General features: G+C 62.2%; 14 protein-coding genes and 1 tRNA gene. 10 read left to right on the top strand and 5 right to left on the bottom strand.

Annotated elements, in window-relative coordinates; translation table 11 throughout:
- Positions 1 to 16 precede the first annotated feature (16 nt).
- From pabB to tsaA, 5 genes are all read left to right on the top strand, one after another.
- Positions 17 to 1,819, top strand: a complete 1,803-nt coding sequence (gene pabB / locus GY33_RS0101765; RefSeq protein WP_031385683.1) for an aminodeoxychorismate synthase component I — start codon at positions 17 to 19, stop codon at positions 1,817 to 1,819.
- Between the two features lie 72 nt (positions 1,820 to 1,891).
- A complete protein-coding gene (locus GY33_RS0101760; protein ID WP_031385682.1) occupies positions 1,892 to 2,251 on the top strand; it encodes an ArsR/SmtB family transcription factor in 360 nt (119 codons plus the stop codon).
- Positions 2,252 to 2,602: 351 nt separating this feature from the next.
- Positions 2,603 to 3,760: an SO_0444 family Cu/Zn efflux transporter gene (locus GY33_RS0101755; protein ID WP_152555025.1), complete on the top strand. Its 1,158-nt coding sequence runs from the start codon at positions 2,603 to 2,605 to the stop codon at positions 3,758 to 3,760.
- Positions 3,761 to 3,891: 131 nt separating this feature from the next.
- Entirely contained in the window at positions 3,892 to 4,398 is a 507-nt protein-coding gene (locus GY33_RS0101750) for a lipoprotein (protein ID WP_031385680.1), read from the top strand.
- 42 nt (positions 4,399 to 4,440) lie between these two features.
- The gene (gene tsaA / locus GY33_RS0101745; RefSeq protein ID WP_031385679.1) at positions 4,441 to 4,917 is read left to right on the top strand and encodes a tRNA (N6-threonylcarbamoyladenosine(37)-N6)-methyltransferase TrmO; all 477 of its coding nucleotides are present in this window, start codon (positions 4,441 to 4,443) and stop codon (positions 4,915 to 4,917) included.
- Positions 4,918 to 5,082: 165 nt separating this feature from the next.
- Here the strand turns inward: tsaA and GY33_RS21765 are convergent, their stop codons facing one another.
- Genes GY33_RS21765 through GY33_RS0101720 form a run of 5 tightly spaced genes read right to left on the bottom strand, consistent with a single transcriptional unit; the run spans position 5,083 to position 14,507 of the window.
- Positions 5,083 to 8,772, bottom strand: a complete 3,690-nt coding sequence (locus tag GY33_RS21765) for a PD-(D/E)XK nuclease family protein (RefSeq protein WP_031385678.1) — start codon at positions 8,770 to 8,772, stop codon at positions 5,083 to 5,085.
- A complete protein-coding gene (locus GY33_RS0101735) occupies positions 8,772 to 11,447 on the bottom strand; it encodes a UvrD-helicase domain-containing protein (RefSeq protein ID WP_031385677.1) in 2,676 nt (891 codons plus the stop codon). The genes GY33_RS21765 and GY33_RS0101735 overlap by 1 nt, the downstream gene beginning before the upstream one ends.
- Positions 11,448 to 11,479: 32 nt before the next feature.
- Positions 11,480 to 12,181 (bottom strand): hypothetical protein, encoded by a 702-nt coding sequence (locus GY33_RS19545; RefSeq protein WP_051822185.1) that lies wholly within the window; start codon positions 12,179 to 12,181, stop codon positions 11,480 to 11,482.
- A gap of 18 nt (positions 12,182 to 12,199) precedes the next feature.
- Entirely contained in the window at positions 12,200 to 13,021 is an 822-nt protein-coding gene (locus GY33_RS0101725; RefSeq protein WP_035270983.1) for a DUF362 domain-containing protein, read from the bottom strand.
- Positions 13,014 to 14,507, bottom strand: coding sequence for an MFS transporter (locus tag GY33_RS0101720; RefSeq protein ID WP_152555024.1), 1,494 nt, complete (start codon positions 14,505 to 14,507; stop codon positions 13,014 to 13,016). The genes GY33_RS0101725 and GY33_RS0101720 overlap by 8 nt, the downstream gene beginning before the upstream one ends.
- A 135-nt stretch (positions 14,508 to 14,642) precedes the next feature.
- Here GY33_RS0101720 and GY33_RS0101715 point away from each other — a divergent pair.
- The 5 genes from GY33_RS0101715 (at position 14,643) to GY33_RS21385 (ending at position 16,698) form a co-directional block, all read left to right on the top strand.
- A tRNA-Ser gene (locus tag GY33_RS0101715) sits at positions 14,643 to 14,732 on the top strand.
- Positions 14,733 to 15,233: 501 nt separating this feature from the next.
- Positions 15,234 to 15,383, top strand: coding sequence for a hypothetical protein (locus GY33_RS21190; protein ID WP_153304574.1), 150 nt, complete (start codon positions 15,234 to 15,236; stop codon positions 15,381 to 15,383).
- A 38-nt stretch (positions 15,384 to 15,421) separates the two neighbouring features.
- Positions 15,422 to 15,544, top strand: coding sequence for a hypothetical protein (locus GY33_RS21760; RefSeq protein WP_268746619.1), 123 nt, complete (start codon positions 15,422 to 15,424; stop codon positions 15,542 to 15,544).
- A gap of 244 nt (positions 15,545 to 15,788) precedes the next feature.
- Complete coding sequence (locus GY33_RS0101685) at positions 15,789 to 16,448, top strand: SagB/ThcOx family dehydrogenase (RefSeq protein ID WP_152555023.1); 660 nt, start codon at positions 15,789 to 15,791, stop codon at positions 16,446 to 16,448.
- Between the two features lie 64 nt (positions 16,449 to 16,512).
- Entirely contained in the window at positions 16,513 to 16,698 is a 186-nt protein-coding gene (locus GY33_RS21385) for a hypothetical protein (protein WP_031385669.1), read from the top strand.
- Positions 16,699 to 17,142 lie beyond the last annotated feature (444 nt).

Below are 17,142 nucleotides of genomic sequence, written 5' to 3'. Positions count from 1 at the left end.
CCGCATCCAAAACCGCATGTCCCGCATCCCCGACGACCAGAACCGCGTCCTGCTCTGGGACGCGGCTTCCAGGCTTTGGCTGACGTTTCGCGACCCGTGCGAAGTGATCCGGGCTGAAAGCGTGGAACGGGTCGGGCCATGCCTGGAGCGGATCGACGGTTTGGCGAAACAGGGTCTGTACGCCGCCGGGTTCGTGTCCTACGAGGCCGCTCCGGCCTTTGACCCCGCGCTGAGGGTCCGCCCGCGAACCGAGGACGGCCCGCCGTTGCTCTGGTTCGGGATCTTTGAGCGGGTCGAGCGGATCGCGCCTCTCGACTTCCTGAGAGGCACGGATCCTGTGTCCGCGCCGCTGGCCTGGTCCCCGTCCATTTCCGAATCCAGCTACCGGGAGGCCCTCGGGAGCATCCGGGAGCATCTGCGGGTGGGGGAGTGCTACCAGGTCAACTTTACCTTCCGGCTGCGAACCGCGTTCCCTGGCGACCCCTGGGATTTTTTCCTGTCCGTCTGCCGGGACCGGCCCCCGTCTCATGCCGCGTATGTCCATCTGCCGGATTGGGCGGTATGCAGTTTCTCGCCGGAACGGTTCTTTGTTCTGGACGGCGAGGAGATCGTTTCCGAGCCGATGAAAGGCACCCGGCCTCGGGGGCGGACCCTGGAGCAGGATCAGACCCTGGCCGATGAGCTGCGCCGGTCGCCCAAGGATCGAGCCGAGAACGTGATGATCACGGACATGGTCCGCAACGATCTGGGCCGGATCGCTGAAACCGGCAGCGTGGTGGTGGACGACCTGTGCCGGGTGGAGAAGCACGCCACGGTCTGGCAGATGGTCTCCACGGTCCGGGCGCGGACAAGCCATTCGTTGACGGAGATCTTCGCTGGCCTTTTTCCTCCGGCCTCCATCACCGGCGCGCCCAAGGCCGCCAGCATGGACATCATCGCGGATTTGGAATCCTCCCCGCGCGGCCTGTATACCGGCTGCGTCGGATACGTGGGGCCGCGGGCGACCCGTTCAGCCTCCGGCGCCAAACCGGGAATCCGGGCCGCGTTCAACGTGGCCATTCGCACGGTGCTGGTGGACCAGCACCGGAACCGGGCCGAATACGGGGTCGGCGGGGGAATCGTCTGGGATTCGAACGTTCGGGGCGAGTACGCGGAGTGTCGGACCAAGGCCGAGGTGCTTCATCGACGAATGCCGGAATTCCGGCTCCTGGAAACCATGCTCTGGACCCCGGGACACGGGTATGCGCTGCTGGAGCGGCACCTGACCCGGCTGGGCGCTTCGGCCGAGTATTTTGATTTTCACCTGGACGTGCAGCTGGTCCGTGATCGACTGGACGGGCTGTCCGCGGGATTTGGCCAAAAATCACAAATGGTCCGCCTGCTTCTGGACAAGGACGGGGCCGTTGCCCTGGAACACCTGCCCCCGCCATCGCCGTCCTCCGTCCCCCTTCGCGTGACCCTTGCCACGTCGGCGGTGGATTCCTCGGACATCTTCCTTTACCACAAGACCACCCATCGCCAAGTCTACGCCCAAACCCTGGCCGCCCATCCCGGATTCGACGACATCCTGCTGCAAAACGAGCGAGGCGAACTCACCGAATCCATCCGGGCCAACCTGGCCATTAACCTGGACGGCGTTCTCTGGACCCCGCCGATCCGATGCGGTTTGCTGGGCGGGACGATGCGGGCCGAAATGGTGGAGCGGGGAGAGCTGAAGGAGCGGGTGCTTCGGCCGGAGGATCTGCGTGGGGCCGATCGGGTCATGCTGCTCAATTCAGTGCGGGGGACGTATGATGTGGTGGTTTCGGGCGGGTATTGAGTGATGCCATGAAAAAACCAAGGGCAAGGAACAGAGAAAATTGACGATTGAGAGCGTCTCATCGAGGTAGACATGGATCAGCGGTTGGATGACGTTTGCGGCGAGGTGTGCGTCCATGATGACGCGGTGCGGCGGGTGGCGGGACGGATGGTTCCGGATGAGACCCTCCTGCGGATGGCCGAGTTGTTCAAGGCCATGGGCGAACCCGCCCGGGTGCGCATCCTGGAGGCCTTGAGCATTTCCGAATTGTGCGTCTGCGACCTGGCCGAGCTGCTGTCCATGAGTTCATCGGCGGTGTCTCACCAGTTGCGCGTGCTGCGAGCGGCCCGCATCGTCAAATATCGCAAGGACGGCAAGAACGTGATCTACAGCCTGGACGACGCGCACATCGTGGGATTGCTCAAGCAGGCCGAGGAGCATGTGGCGGAGTAGCGGGTTGCATTGATGGTCCAGTCTGCTGAAGCAGGGCCCAGGGCAATTTTGATCTCTGTGGAACATCAAAATTCCCAGTATAGTAGACGATTGAGTGTTCAGGGCGTGTCCCCAGGGTGGCCCGGCATCAGTCGAAATCGAAATCGCTATCGAAATCGGAAAGTTATCAGAAATCGATTTTGATCACGATTTCGATTTCGATACCGATCCGGATAGAGCCAGAGGATCGGGAACAAATCCGCCCTGAAGCAGGACAACTTTTTTCTTGAACATCTGAACATATTGTCATATGTTCACCTCGAAGGCTTTTCAACGGCCCGGACGTTTTTGGGGACGCTTATGGAGGTGAACATGGATTGGGGATTGCAAGTGGCCCTGGCCGGGTGGGACGTGCTCGTGGCCTCGGCGCCGTACATGCTTTTGGGGTTTTTCTTCGCGGGAGTGCTCAAGGCCTTTTTGCCGGACGACCTGGTGGCCAGGCATCTGGGCACATCGTCATTTTCGGGATTGATCAAAGCCGCGGCTGTGGGCGTGCCCATCCCGCTGTGCAGTTGCGGGGTGCTGCCCACCGCCGCGGGCCTGCGTCGTCAGGGCGCGGCCAAGGGGCCCACCGCGGCCTTTCTGATCTCCACGCCCGAGACGGGCGTGGATTCGATAGCAGTGACCTGGGCTCTGCTGGACCCTTTCATGACCATTGTCCGCCCGCTGTCCGCATTTTTCACGGCCCTTGTCACCGGGACCATGGTTCAGGCCCTGGATCGGAGCAACGAACCGCAGGCACTGCCTCCTTCCAAGCCTCAGTTTTCTCCTTCCCCCAGTCCGTCCCCGTTCCCGTCCTCGTCTCCGTGCTTGACCGGGGCAGGATGCGGTTGCGCTACAGTGCAGTCTCAAGGGCAGTCTCAAAACCACAAGCCTGACCAGCCTCCGGCTAAAACCTCGGCTCTGCTCCGCCTGCGTGCGGGCATGGCCTTTGCCTTCGGCGATCTGTTTCGGGACATCGCTCCATGGTTTCTGCTGGGCGTGCTCATAGCCGGGGGGATCTCCGTTTGGCTCACACCGGAAATGGTCTCCAGGTGGCTGGGAAATCCCGTGCTGGCCATGGTGGCCATGCTGGTGATTTCCGTGCCGCTGTACGTCTGCGCCACGGCCTCCACGCCCATTGCCGCGGCCTTGGTGCTCAAGGGCCTGAACCCGGGAGCGGCCCTGGTCTTTCTACTGGCCGGTCCGGCGGTCAACGCCGCGGCCTTGACCGTAATCTCCAAAATTCTTGGCCGCCGGGCCACTGTGATCTACGTTTCCGGGATCGTGATCTGCACCCTGGCCCTGGGCCTGCTGGTGGACTGGGTTTACGGACAAACTGATTTTATGGCTGGTGTCCTGGGGAATTGGCGCATTGGCGCGGATGAAGAGGAGGGAAGGCTTGCGGGCGTTGTCTCCGCCGTAGTGCTCTTGGCTCTGTTCACCTGGAGATGGACGGCGGGAGCGGTGTTGTCACGAGGAGGACGATGATTTTGCCTGTCGCCGAGTTTCTTCAACTTGTTCAGTGCTTGATTCGGATTGCATGATGAGGCTATCGAAAGTCCTGGCATCACTCCGGTGAATTTGAGATTTCCTGTAGCCCCTTGTCCTGGAGAGACGAAATGAAAAAAAGCCTTATCTTTTTGTGCTTCCTGATTCTGTTGACCGGATGTTCCCACCTGAGTGTTAAGCACCTGCCGCGGAATCAACTGCTCCCGAACCAAACCGACGTCATTTCGCTGGACTTCTGGAATTTTCAGTATATGGCCCGGATGGAGGGCGATCGGTATAGCGTTACCGGAAAGGCCCTGCCGAATACCACAGTCTGGCCCGGATGGGCTGAGTGGTTCCAGGATCTGGATTTTTTCGCGTATATCAGCGATGAGCAAGGAGTCGTTTTCGCTCGGGATCACAATTCCTATCTTGTGCGACGGATGGACCCGAAAGGGGTGGACTTTTCCTTTGCCATCCCGCTTAAAGCAGTTCCTTCGGACAAGGACGTCTTCTTGACGTTCGGATACCGCATGCGTTTAACGCAAGGCGAGTTTCAAGCGGTCCCTCGTCGAGAAGAGTCGTTGTCCGGCGAGGTCGACGTGTTTTCGGCGCAGCAGGGGCCGGTGCCCAGGTAGCTGGTTTGTTCAGAGCATGATTTCCTGTGAGGAGAGAACAAGATGATTGAAATGCATTCCATTGGCATGATCCGCAGCCCGTTCAAGGAGCTGAGCGGCATGCCGATTCAGCCCGCCGGAGCAGCGGGAGTACGGGGAACGGTGGAAATGTCGGAGGCATATCAAGCCGGGTTGAAGGATCTGGATGGTTTTTCCCATCTCATCTTGCTGTACCATTTTCATGGCAGCCAAGGATTCAACCTCGAGGTCGTCCCGTTCATGGACACCGTCTCCAGAGGTCTGTTCGCCACCCGCGCGCCCAAGCGGCCCAACCCCATCGGCCTGTCCATCGTGGAACTGGACCGGATCGAGGACGGCGTGCTGCATATCCGCAACGTGGACGTCCTGGACGGCACTCCGTTGCTGGACATCAAGCCCTATGTCCCGAAATTCGACGCCCACGCGCAAGCCCGGGCCGGCTGGCTGGAGACGCCGGGAGAGACCGTGGCCGAGCAAAGGTCGGATGGTCGGTTCACGTAGCAGTCCGTTGAAAAACTCCCAATTGCTGCGTCGCCGCAAAAAGTTCAAACTCTCGCGTATGAATAAATACGCTTCGACCGTGAACTTTTTTTGTTCCTTGCACTTGGGGTTTTTGAAAGGACTGAGGATAAGGACTTTTTCAACACTCAGGTAGGCGAAAGGGGATTATTCCGCCAAGGCCCAGGGACAGGTAATCCGCCAGGGGCAGGAAGGGCAGGTTCCGGGTTGGGTGGCGGGGGAGAACAGGGGGGCTTCCAGGATGTGGCGGCCGAGCCATTCCAGGATCGCGGGCAGGCCTTGCGTCTGCCAGTCCAGGAATTGATGCGTCAGGCGTTCGGTCTCGTCTTTTTTGCCCGGTTTGGTCAGCGGGACGAAACGCTTTTGGGCCTGCCATTCGCCGAGATGCACGTAGCCGCACAGGGCCGGCGCGGCGTGGAGATAGAGGTAGCCGGGCAGTTGCGGGTCCGGGAGGTGGGTGTTGACCAGGGTCAGTCCCGCGTGGGCCGCGGTTTCGTCGCCCGGAGACAGGTCTGTCAGGTTATTCGCCAGTTCTTCCAGGCGAAGGATGTCCAGCGGCTTGCGCCGGGACGCCCCGCCGGTCTTGTAGTCCAGAATCATGGGGATGTTCAGTGCAAGATCCTGGTCGATCCGGTCCAGCCTGCCGCGCAGGACGATCTTGGCCGCGGCTCCGGGCAGAGGGCGCTGGGCGGACTGTTCCACGGCCAGCAGGTGGACCGGCTGGTCGGACTGGCGCAGGTAGTTGCGCAGCAGTTCCTGCAGCAGCCGGGCCTGGAAGAACCGGGCCGCCGTGGCTAAAGGGGCCTCCCGCAGGTGACCGGGGGCCAACTCGGACCAGATGTCGTCAAACCCGGACAACAGATCCCTGGGCGCCACGGTGGATTGCTCGTGAGGCCGGAACAGCCGTTCCAGGATGTCGTGGGCCAGTCGGCCCATGACCGCGGCACCGGGGTCGTCGCGCGGGTCGTGCCGGGGCGGGAAAGCGGCCACCTCTTCCTTGAAGAAGCGCAGCGGGCAGTGAAGATACGTGCGCAGCGCGGAAAGGGACAGGCCTCGTTCCAGGCGCCGGGCCAGCCGTTCGGTCATGGCCGTCTTTTCCGGCGGACGCCCCGGAGACAGGCTCAGGTCCAGCTCCAGGGCCACACGGGAAACGCTTCCATGCAGCAGCTTGCCCGCGGCCTTTTCCCGGTTCCAGAGTTCCCGCTCCCAATACCGGCTGGGCATGGTCCGGCCTTCCAATGGATTGGGGGACATGCCTTGGCGGCTGTAGAGGCGGACCTCCCCGGCCGAGGCCATCAATCGTTGGAGATGGTAGTGTATGATCCGCTCCTCGGCATAGCCCGGCGGCAGGCCGAGGGCCGGGCGCAGGGCCTCGGGCAGCAATGGATTGGGCGCGGCGGTCCGGGGCAGAACCCCTTCCACGCATTCCAGCACGATCACCTTGTCGAAGCACAGCAGCCGACTTTCCAGTAATCCCATCACCTGCCAGGACGTGAGCGGCTCCCCGCTGAAGGGGATGCGCTCCAGACCGAGGCAATTCCAGAACACGCTCCACAACGCCGCCGGAGGAAGCGCACGGTTCCGGCTCAGGGTCTGCTCCAGGCCTGGAAGAACCGTGGAGTACAGCGCGTGGACCGCGTGCATCTCCAGCACCGAGGGGGCCCGTTCCCGCACCTGAAGGGCGTCCAGAAGGCGCGGCAGGAATTCGCCCAATTCCTTCAGGGTGGTCAGGCCCAGGGCTTCGTGAAAAAGGGCCGCCAGCCCGGCCATGCTGGATTCCGCGGGCTTCGCGGCATCGGTCTCCTCCCGCCCGCCCTCAAACTTACCCTCATATCCGTCCTCGTGCTCGTTCCCGTCCTCGTACACGACCTCCGCTCCAGCCACATCCTCGACGTCCGCCGCCACGCACTCCCGAAGCAGTTCCACCAGGGCCGCTGAATCCAGAAAAGCATGACCTTGTCCCTGGATCAGGCGGCGCAGGCGGGCCAGGCCTCCGCTGGGCAACAGCCGCCGAACCCAGGGATTTTGCCAGAGATCCAGGTAATCCCGACTGGCCGGTCCTACGCCGGTGAGGCGACCGTCCCGGGTCATGCGGGTCAGGGTGTGCAGGAGCAGGCCCAGGGCCGAGCGCTCCAGGGGCAGGCCCAGGGTGACGTTGACCTCCTTGTCCATGGGCAGGTGGGCCAACACGGGGCGCAGCAGGGCCGGGTCGGGCAGGATCACGGCCACTTTTTCTTCTTGTCTCCAGGATGCGGCGTCCTCTGCCAGACGGCGCAATTCGGAGTGCAGGTCATGGGCCAGGATGAAGGTCGGGGCCAATCCCTGGGCCAAACCCTGGGCCAATCCCTGGGTCTGGCCTTCATCCTGGTCGCCGGGCGCGAATTCCCAGTCCAGATCGGCCTTCCAGGCCGCGGCCCAGCGTTGCAAGGGGTCGGGCAGGGGGTGGTCGGCCTGCCACCAGAGTTCCGCTCCGGCCCGGCGTAGGGACTGGACCAAGTCTGCCTCGGTCCGGGTCAGGGCGAACAGGCCGCAGAGGTAGGTCGGGCCGTCCAGGGGCGAAACGCTCCCGCTTGATGGAGAGTGCTCCCGGTGATGGCGTTCCGGTGGGATTCGGGCGGCCAGGGTCGCCGGGGTGGCCAGGTTGCGGTCCGCGAGACGCTCGTGGAATGCGGTCTGGACCGCTCCCAGGTCGGCCAGCAGCCGCGCGGTCGCTTCCGGCAGGTCGTCCGGAGGGTGGTCCAGGGCTTGGGCCGTGATTTGCTCCCGATCCAGTTCGTCCAGAACCTGGGCCAAACGTAGGCCCCAGGGCAGAAACCGATGCCAGGGCGTCGTCTCCCGTTTGCCTATCATGGCGGCGTCGATCTCGTGTAGCAGCCAGGCCTGATCCAACGGGGCGGCCAGGGCCGGGGGATCGTCCGAGGCCAGGCAGGCCTGGCGCAGAATCCAGTCTTCCAAGCTGGAGCAGCGCGGTGGCAGAAAGGGTGCGTCCAGGGAGCGGGCCAGGGCCTGATGCAGATAGATGCGCGGTCGACGGTGGGGAAAAATGACCTGGATGTTGGCCATGGCCAGGAATGGGGCGTCGGCGCAGCGTGCTCTGAGGTGGTCGTGGAGCAGGGTGATGGGGTCGGCATGCAGGGGCAGGACGCGGATGGGGGGGGCGTGGTCCTCCGGGGGGCTCGGGAGCAGGGCTTCTGGAAACGGGCAGGTCGATGATCCTGGATTCTCAGAGGACGAATCCGGGCGGAGTCGTGATTGCACGGGCGGGAGCGCGGCCACCTCGGCTCGCTCCAGGTTGACCAGCGCTCCATGGCATTCCCGGCCCAGCAGGTCGGCCAGGAGGCGTTGGTAAGAGCGGACCTGGGTCCGGTCCGCGTCCGGGTCGCCCGCACCCAGCTTGAAGTCCAGCACCCAGGCCGTGCCGTCCGGCAGCAGAACAAGGCGGTCCACCCGGACCAGGGCGTGCGACGCGGTGGAGGACGGACCGTGAGGATGGGCCGAGACCTGGGCCCGAACCTGGGCCGGAATCACGATTTCCTGTTCCGCCAGGGCCAGGGCCGTTTCGGAGAAGAGTTCGGCCATCAGGGGATGGGCCAGAGTTCGGACCATGGCCGAGGCCAGCGGGGCCAGGTCCAAGCGGGCCGGGTGCACGCCCAGCAAGGCACGCGCCTGCTGTAGACGACGGGTCATCGCAACCAAAGAGGTCTCGCCGGGACCAAGAAGGGCCAGGGCCTGATGAGCCACGTCGCCGTGCAGCCGCCGCGAGGTCGCGGACGGGTCGGTCCAGGACGAGGCGTCCGGTGGGGCCAGGAGCAGGTGGGGAAACAAGGGGTCGCGCATTATTGGGGTGTTGTTGGGTTGTCGACCATCAGAGCCCGCAGCCAGTCCGCGGCCCGTGAGCCCTTGGAGGTCTTGCCCTTGGGCAGAAACAGGCGAAGGCTCTCCCGGGCCCTGGTCAGGGCCACGTAGAGCAGGTTCAGCTCCTCGGCCATGGAGTGGACCTGCTCCTGGTCCATGATCAGGGCCACCTCGTCGGCCCGGGGCTTGGTCGTGGAGACCAACCCCGGTCGGCCATCCTCGGTGGGCAGGAGCAGGTGAGCCGGACGGTTTTTCTCGCCATAGCCCAGCAGAGGCAGAAAGACATGGGGAAATTCAAGGCCCTTGGCCTTGTGCACGGTCATCACCCGAACCGCGGCCAGCCCCTCGGGCAGCCCGACCACGCAGGACCCGGCGTTTTCTTCCCAGAAGGCCAGAAAGGCGGACAGGGTGGCCTGGCCCTGATTTTCGGCCTGGAAGGCTGTTTCCAGCAGTTTTTCCACCCAGGCCCACTGGCCCAGGGGCAGCTCGCGAAGCCGGAAATGGGCCGCGGCGGCCAGCAGCAGTTCATAGGCCCCGGAAAGCCCGGCCCGTTCCCAGAAGGGCTGGAGGTGTTCGGTCCAGAATTCGGGGTGCTCTTTTTGGAGTCGAAGGGAGAGGGAGCGGGCGGTCGCGACGTCCTGGGACTGGTCTTCGGTTGTCCGGAGCAGCGCCACCATGTCCGGCGGGCGACCAGGGATCCCTTCCCGAAAAAGCAGGGGGTTGCGACACAGGGCGTACAGCGCGGCGTCGTCGCCGGGGTGGTCCAGCCAGGTCAGCAGAGCCAGCAGGCCGCGGACCGCGGGATGCGCGGAGATGACCAAACTTTGCTCGGTAATGGTCGGGATGTCCGCGGCCAGCAGGCCGGCGGCGCATGACCTGGCTTCCTTGTTGGTCCGCACGAGAACCGCGATGTCGCCCAGATCGATTGCATTCCCGCGCAGCGCCAGGATCTGGGCGACCAGAGTTTCCAGGGCCAGGGTCGTATATGCCTCGGCTCCACCTTCCAGGTCGTCCAACGGGATGTCGGTGATCCGGACCGCGCCGACGCAGTCCTTCCAGGGAGTCTGGGCTGCGTCGACGTAGAGGGCCGCCGAGGTTGCGGCCAGCAAAGCGCGGGCATCGTCCTTTTTTGGAGCCGTGATCATGGCCCGGGCCAGGTTTGCGCTGGACTCCGGCTGTTCCAGGGGAGCGAATCGGGCATTGATCCAGTCCACCACCTCTGGGCAGGAGCGGCGGTTGAAGGGCAGGACCGCGCGTAGCCGGTTTTCCGGAGACACGTTGGGCAGCACCGCCGGGTCCAGCGGCTCGAAGAACAGCCTCCAGTCCCCGCCGCGCCAACGGTAGATGGCCTGCTTCACGTCGCCGACGCAGAACAGACTTCCGCCTTCGGCCAGGGCCTCCAGGGCCAGTTCCCGGAGCACGTCCCATTGTTCCCGGCTGGTGTCCTGGAATTCGTCGATGAGCAGATGGTTCCAGCGCAGGCCGAGGATCAGGGCCGCTTCCTGGAGCAGGTCGCCCTGGGCGAGATGCAGGCGGATCAGCCGGGTCCACCAGCCGCCCGGCAACAGCCCCTGGGTGCGGCCCAGCCGGTCCAGTTCCAGGTTCACCACGTGATGCAATTTGGCCAGAGGGGCCACGGACAGTCTGGCCCGGGTCAGGAGAAAGGCGTTCCTGGCCCGGCGGACCGCCTGGTAGGCGTCCCAGGCCTGGGGCAGGTCCGGGTTGGTCAGGGCGGGCTTGTTGAACAGGTCCTCGGGCGTGGCCTTGTCGAAAAAGGCGCTTTCCAGCTTGCCGAGGGGATCGTTCAGGAGCTCATCGAGCTTCGGGGGCTTGAACCGGGAAACGTGGCCGGACAGTCCGACCCGTTCCAGGGTGGCGGCCAGTTCCCGGCAGGCGTCCAGAAACGCGGCCTTGGCCCGGCGCAGGTCGTCCAGAGAGGTGACGGCCAGGGGCTCGAAGATCTGGTTCAGGTCGCGGATCACCCCGGTGACCTGCTCTTCCAGCCAGGGCAGGAAGCGCAGCCCGGTGCGCGTCTCCTGGTGCAGATAGACCTGGAAGATGCCTTCCCAGAGCGCGGAGAGGGACTGGGCGGCTTCCGGATCGTGGTCAGCCGTCGTGATCGGATTGTCGGTGGAGCCTGATGGCTGGATGGGGTGGGGGATCGCGATTTGATTCCAGTCCGTACGGGCCAGCAGGCCTTCCAGGACGACCTTGGCCCAGACCTCGGAGTTGAACCCGGCTTCCAGTTCCGGCCAGAGATCCATGCGTCGGGCCAGGGTCTGGACCAGTTGAAAGTTCAGGCTGTCGATGGTCTTGACCTGAAAGCGCTGGTATTGATCCAGAATCCGCTCCAGCCAGACCCCGGCGGCTTCCGGGTCCAGTCCGCTCTGGGCGCGGAGCTCTCGGCCGGACGGGGTTTCCAGGGCGATTTCCTTGAGAAAGGCCACGATCCGGGACTTCATCTCCTGGGCCGCGGCCACGGTGAAGGTCAGGGCCAGGATGTGCCCCAGCCCGGCGACGGACGGTTTGCCGGCCCTGGCCAGGAGCTGGAGAAATCGCAGCCCCAGGCTGTAGGTCTTCCCGGCTCCGGCAGAGGCCTGGACCACCAGGACGTGGGGAAACGTCTCGGGAAGAGGGATGTCGGAGGCGGCGGTCATGGCTGGGGTTTGGAGTGACAAACGGTGACGGGTCAGAAGCTGTAGCGCAGGCCGATGGTGTTGGCGTTATGGCCGCCCTTGAGGTTGCCGAAGGTGCGGAAGGCCCCGGAACGGTGTTGGAGCCGGTAGAATATCGCCCACTGGGGGTGCTGGGGCAGGGAGAAGGCCAGTTCCGGGCCGAGGTAAACCAGCCAGGTCGCGTCGCCGTCCTGGGTTTCCTCCCGGTTCCGCTCGATGCCGATGGAGCGGTCTATCCAGCTCAGACCGAGGGTGATCGCCGGTTCGAGGCGTAGGCGATCGAACAGCACGATACCCCGATGTCGCAGAGCCGCGCCGGCCCAGATTTCCGTGGACCAGCGGCAACCGAACCGCGAGGCGACCCCGACCTCCGGGCCCAGGCGCAGGTCGTAGGCCAGGTCGAGCATGTCCCGGGCGTAAGCCAGGGCCACGAGATGGTTTTCCTCAAAGTCCACGGACCAAAAGGTGGCTGTGTCCCCCATGCTTTGCGTGGTGTATTTTCCGGCATACAGGCTGACGCGATGCGTGAAGTCCGGCGTGGCGGGGAAGGAGAACCAGGCAAAGGAAGATGGATTGGATTCGACTTCTTGTTCGCCCGCGAACAGGTTTGGACTATCGATGCTTGCGTGGGAAAAAAAAGGCGAAAACAGCGGGACGAAAAGCATGACTGCAAGGAAGAAACTCTGGACGGCAAGGCGCGAATGATGGCGGGTCACGTCTTTTCCTCGGCGCGGTTAAGGTGATGGCGAGATCGGAGCTTCGGCCAAGCCAAGTTGGCCGTGAGCCATCCGGATATGGTCGATGGAGCGCCAATCCAGGCCTAGCAGGCCCGCTCCGAGAGCATCCACGGCCACGGGGTCGAACCCGGCCACGAGTTTGTTCACCGGCGGGGAGCAGGTGGCTCCGCCCAGGTGATATTCGGCCAGGCCGACGCTGGCGTCGATGATCGCCAGGTCCGGGGCGCGGTAGCGGTTCAACTCGTAAATAGAGCGCTGCATGTCCGCGTGCAGAGCCGACTTTTTCCAGGAGCCGCCGCGCTGGTAGCGGCTGGGCGGGAGCAGGCCGAGCATGTTTTTCATGGTCAGGGTGACCTGGGCCAGGCTGTGCCGCTTGAGCACGGCCACGGAGATCAACAGGCCGCTCATGGCCGCTTTGGGCAGATAGATATCCGGGAAAAAGCGACACTCCGGATTTTTACGGCGAGTCAGGGGAGCCTGGTTCAGGTCCACCAACTCCAGGTCCAGTTCCTCGGCCAAGGCGGCATAGCCCAGGTCGGCGAAGATTTGGCCGGTATCCAGGCAGGCGTCCCCGCAGCCCTCGGCCAGGATAATTCGGGCCTTGGTGTGTCGACGGACATACTCCGCCAAGGCCCGGACCATGTCCGGGTGGGTGGTCACGGGAAAGGGCGAAGCGTTGACCAGATTGGGCTTGATGATCACCCGCCGCCGGCGTTTGAGCACGCGGGGTGCGTCCAGGTCGTCCAGCAGGGCGGCCAGGGTGGTCGGGTAGTCCTGGAATTCGTGGACGAGACAGGGGATGCGGCGAGGTTCAGGCATGACGCGACATTTTGTTGCGGGTTCGACGATGGTCGATGATCCAGGCCGCTATGCCCAGGCCCACGGCCGCCAGGAGCAGCAGGGCCTGGAATTGGTAAGCTCCGGTGATGCCTGCGGACAGGGCTTCGGGGGAGACCGCGGCGAAGTCCGTGCGCACGGGTTCCAGGGTAACGGAGACCACGAACAGGGTAAAGATGGAGCCGATCAACGGCAGGCCCGTGGTCTGGCCAAAGACACGGGAATAGTTCAGCAGCCCGGAGGCCACGCCCAACCGTTCCAGGGGCACCGCGCCCATGATCGCGCTGTTGTTCGGGGCCTGGAACAGCCCGACCCCCAGGCCCACGGGCAGCACCCGCATCACGAAGCCCCACCACGGCGTATCCAGGCTGAGGGTGCTCACGGCCAGGCAGCCGCTGATCAGGATCAGCAGGCCCAGGAGGCTCAACCCTCGTGGCCCGAAGCGGTCGGAAAGGGCTCCGGCGAAAGGGGCCACCAGGCCCATGCTCAAGGGAATGGCCATCATCAACAAGCCTACTTCGCTGGGCGGACGGCCTTGGGCGTATTGCAGGAAAAACGGCATGATGAATCCGGCGGACAGGGAAATGAAGACCAGGAGGGACATGACCAGATTCATGCTGAACAGCGGGTTGCGAAACAGCTTCATGTCGATCATGGGCTGTTGGACGCGGCGTTCCACCAGGATGAAGGCGACCAGCCCGATGGCCGCCAGAGAGAGCAGCGACATGCTCATCGGGGCGGAGAAGCCGGTCTTCTGGCCCAGGGTCATGCCCATGGAATAGGCGGCCAGGGTGAGGGCCGCGATGATTGCGCCGGGGATGTCGAAGCGCTGCCCACCCTGCCTGGGGGGGAGGGCGGGCATGTACTTGGCGATGATCCACTGAGCCAGAATGCCCAGAGGAACATTGATCAGAAAAATCCAGCGCCAGCCGATGAATTCGATGATCAGCCCGCCCAGGGAGGGTCCCAGGGCCAGTCCCATGGCCACCGTGGCCCCGATCAGACCGATGGCCCGGCCTCGTCGAGAGGGCGGCGCGAGTTCCGTGACGATGGCGATGCCCAGGGCCTGGCTCATGGCCGCGCCCACGCCCTGTAAGGCCCGAAAAAAGATCAGCCAGCCCACGCTGGGCGCGAGCCCGCAAAGCAGGGATGCCAGGGTGAACAGTCCCAGGCCCAGGCTGAAGATCTGCTTTTTACCGCGCATATCGCCCAGGCGCGAGACCAGCAGCAGGAGGGAGGCCACCACCAGCACGTAGCTGAGGATGACCCACTGCACCGTGGCGAAGTCCGTGTCCAGTTGCTTGGCGAGGCTGGGCAGGGCCACGTTGACGATGCTCATGTCCAGGGTGGCCATGAATACCATCATGTTCACCCCGATCATGCTCAAAAACGTATACTTCGGAGGCTCGTGAAGGGAAGGGGCGAAGGGAGCGGCTTGGCCCGCGGTGTTCTTTGGGGGGCTGGACATGGAGAGAGCGTCTCTACCAGAGATGCCGCGCAACCTCCAGCGGGTTTATCCCCTGGTAGAGCATGCCGGAAGCTGTCTACGATTGCTTTGATACTGGACAGAATCCATGTCTCGGTTTACATCGTAACCCCTTACGGAGGGATGGCCGAGTGGTTGAAGGCGGCGGTCTTGAAAACCGCTGACGGGGAAACTCGTCCGGGGGTTCAAATCCCTCTCCCTCCGCCAGCACATGATCCGGCGCTGTCCGGTAAAATACTATAAGCCCTGAGAAATCAGGGCTTTTTTTGTTGGATTGGGTCTGGTCAGATGGGAAAGTCTGCAACAATTGTCCCTCAACGCTCAAGGATTTGCCCCGCCATGTGTCCAGCGAAGAATATCCACCAAAATATGCGCTTGGAGATCAACATCGGCCAGTGTATGAGGATACCCAAGGCCTGAGGCGGCTTGTTGGCTTGCTGGACCCTGGCGTTGTGATTCGAACATGAGGATTCAAACTCGAAAAGGCGTACTCGTGCGGATTCGATCATGCCTCTTGCCGCGGTGTCTTCCGCGGCTTGTCCGGCGAAGTGTTTCCTCCATGATCTGACAGTAGTCTTCCCCAGGTGCGTGGAAGGCAGGCCTGGCGCGGATATCAATCATGTTTCGATCTTCCTCGCTCCGGAGTTGCTCAAGATGGTCGTATCCCGGCTGTCGACGTTGTTTCGGGGGGAGATTTGAATTAGGGAAATGGCGATAAAAGCTGAGGCGCATCCTGCGCACAACCTGGCTGAACCAAAAAGGAGTCTTTTTATGGGCGACACGAAAGGCAAGAAGGAAAAGGCCAAGGACAAGAAGCAGAAAGAGGCGAAGAAGGAGAAGCAGAAAAAGGGCAAGTAAACGGGATGGCCGTGTTTTGCCGGATGCCCTGGGTACCCATGTTCTTGCCGTGGAGTTTCGCGGGAACACGAAAAATCACGCTGATGGTCCTCGACTGGCTTGCCGATGCGCCGACCGAACAGAGTTCAGGTTCATTATTGCAGGCGTTTTTGCAGGCCTGAACTGAGCAAACAGCATGGGGAAGAAGTGGGGCTATTCTCCGGCAAGCCATCTGAAAACGACAAGGGTTCCGGCCAACCGACCGAAACCCTTGTCGTTTGTTTGGTATCTTGGGAGGGACTTGAAGTCCCTCCTCTCTAATCAAGCCGACACCCGCGGACAGAATATCCGGGAAAACAAACCAGCGATCCTTCGAGAATTGCAAGGCGGCTATTCTGAATTCGCCAAGACTTTGGAGCTATAATCATGAAAATACTGCTACCTCTGTTCATTTTCCTTCTGGCAATGCTTGCCTATCCCATCCCATCATTTGCAAATGACTCTTCTGACAAGATTTTGCCGCCACCCCGCACTGAAGGCGGCATGGCGCTCATGCAGGCCCTGCGAGAGCGCCAGTCATCGAGATCGTTTAGTGATCATACCCTGTCTGATCAGATGCTGAGTGATCTGCTGTGGGCCACGTTTGGGATCAACCGGCCTGATTCCGGGAGGCGTACCGCGCCATCTGCCAGAAACTGGCAGGAGGTGGATGTTTACGTTGTGATGCAGGACTCTTCCTATGTCTACGAGCCAGAGTCCCACAGCCTGAAACTCGTGGCAAAAGGCGATCTTCGAGCTCTTACAGGCCGTCAGGAGTTTGCCGCGACAGCACCCATGAATTTGGTTTTCGTGGCGGACATTTCCAGAATGACTGGGGTTTCCGCGGACGGCATCGATCTGTACATCGGTGCGGACGTTGGTTTTGTCAGTCAGAACGTCTACCTGTTCTGCGCATCCGAGGGATTGGCCACTGTGGTCAGGGCAAATCTGGATCGTATATCGCTCGGCAAGGCGTTGAATCTCGCTGAGCACCAGAGAATCGTTCTTGCTCAGACCGTAGGGTACCCCGCGGGTTACACCCCGTAGGCGATAAGGTGCGAAGAGAATATTCGACGAACGACACCCTGACCAAAGCTGAAAAGGAGACGCGGTGCCAGGAAAGGAAGCAACAGCCAGGATCAAGATCAACAAGCTGCTGGAATCAGCCGGGTGGCGTTTTTTTGATGAGCGGGGCAAGCCCGCGAATATCGTCCTGGAGCCGTCTACCAAGATCAGGGCCACCGACCTGGACGCCTTGGGGCCACTTCATTCCGTAGCGGATACGACAACGGAATGAGTTGTTGGCGCTAGCATCACCTTTCAAGACTCTCCACTGAAGTGGTCCCCCTCATTGCCCCACCATCTGCCCCTGATATTCACATCCATCCCAGAAGTCACACCACCCCAGCGCGGCCAGAAAACGGCTTGAGGGCGCTTTGATGTTTGCCAGAAGTGTTGTCGGTGCCAACGAAATGGGCGCAAACAGCAGGAGCTCGATTGGTTGGCATGTTTTTGCAAAATGTTGTAATTATAGTATTTTTATTCCGGCATGGATCGTGCTTATAAGCAAACATCATCGGAATTAAACCTTCACCCATGTGCTACTGTTTGCAGAGCGCAGGATGTGCAGGGAAGGTTGTGACTATAAAATAAAATTCTGCGGAAAAGGAGGAAATGATGCTCATATTTGTCATTAAATAAGTGAAGTGATTATAAATAGTGATATGAGAATTTTTAAGAA

Origin of the sequence: Desulfonatronum thiodismutans (genome assembly GCF_000717475.1) — a bacterium.
GTDB classification, from domain to species: domain Bacteria; phylum Desulfobacterota; class Desulfovibrionia; order Desulfovibrionales; family Desulfonatronaceae; genus Desulfonatronum; species Desulfonatronum thiodismutans.
This window is presented reverse-complemented; position numbering and strand designations above follow the sequence as displayed.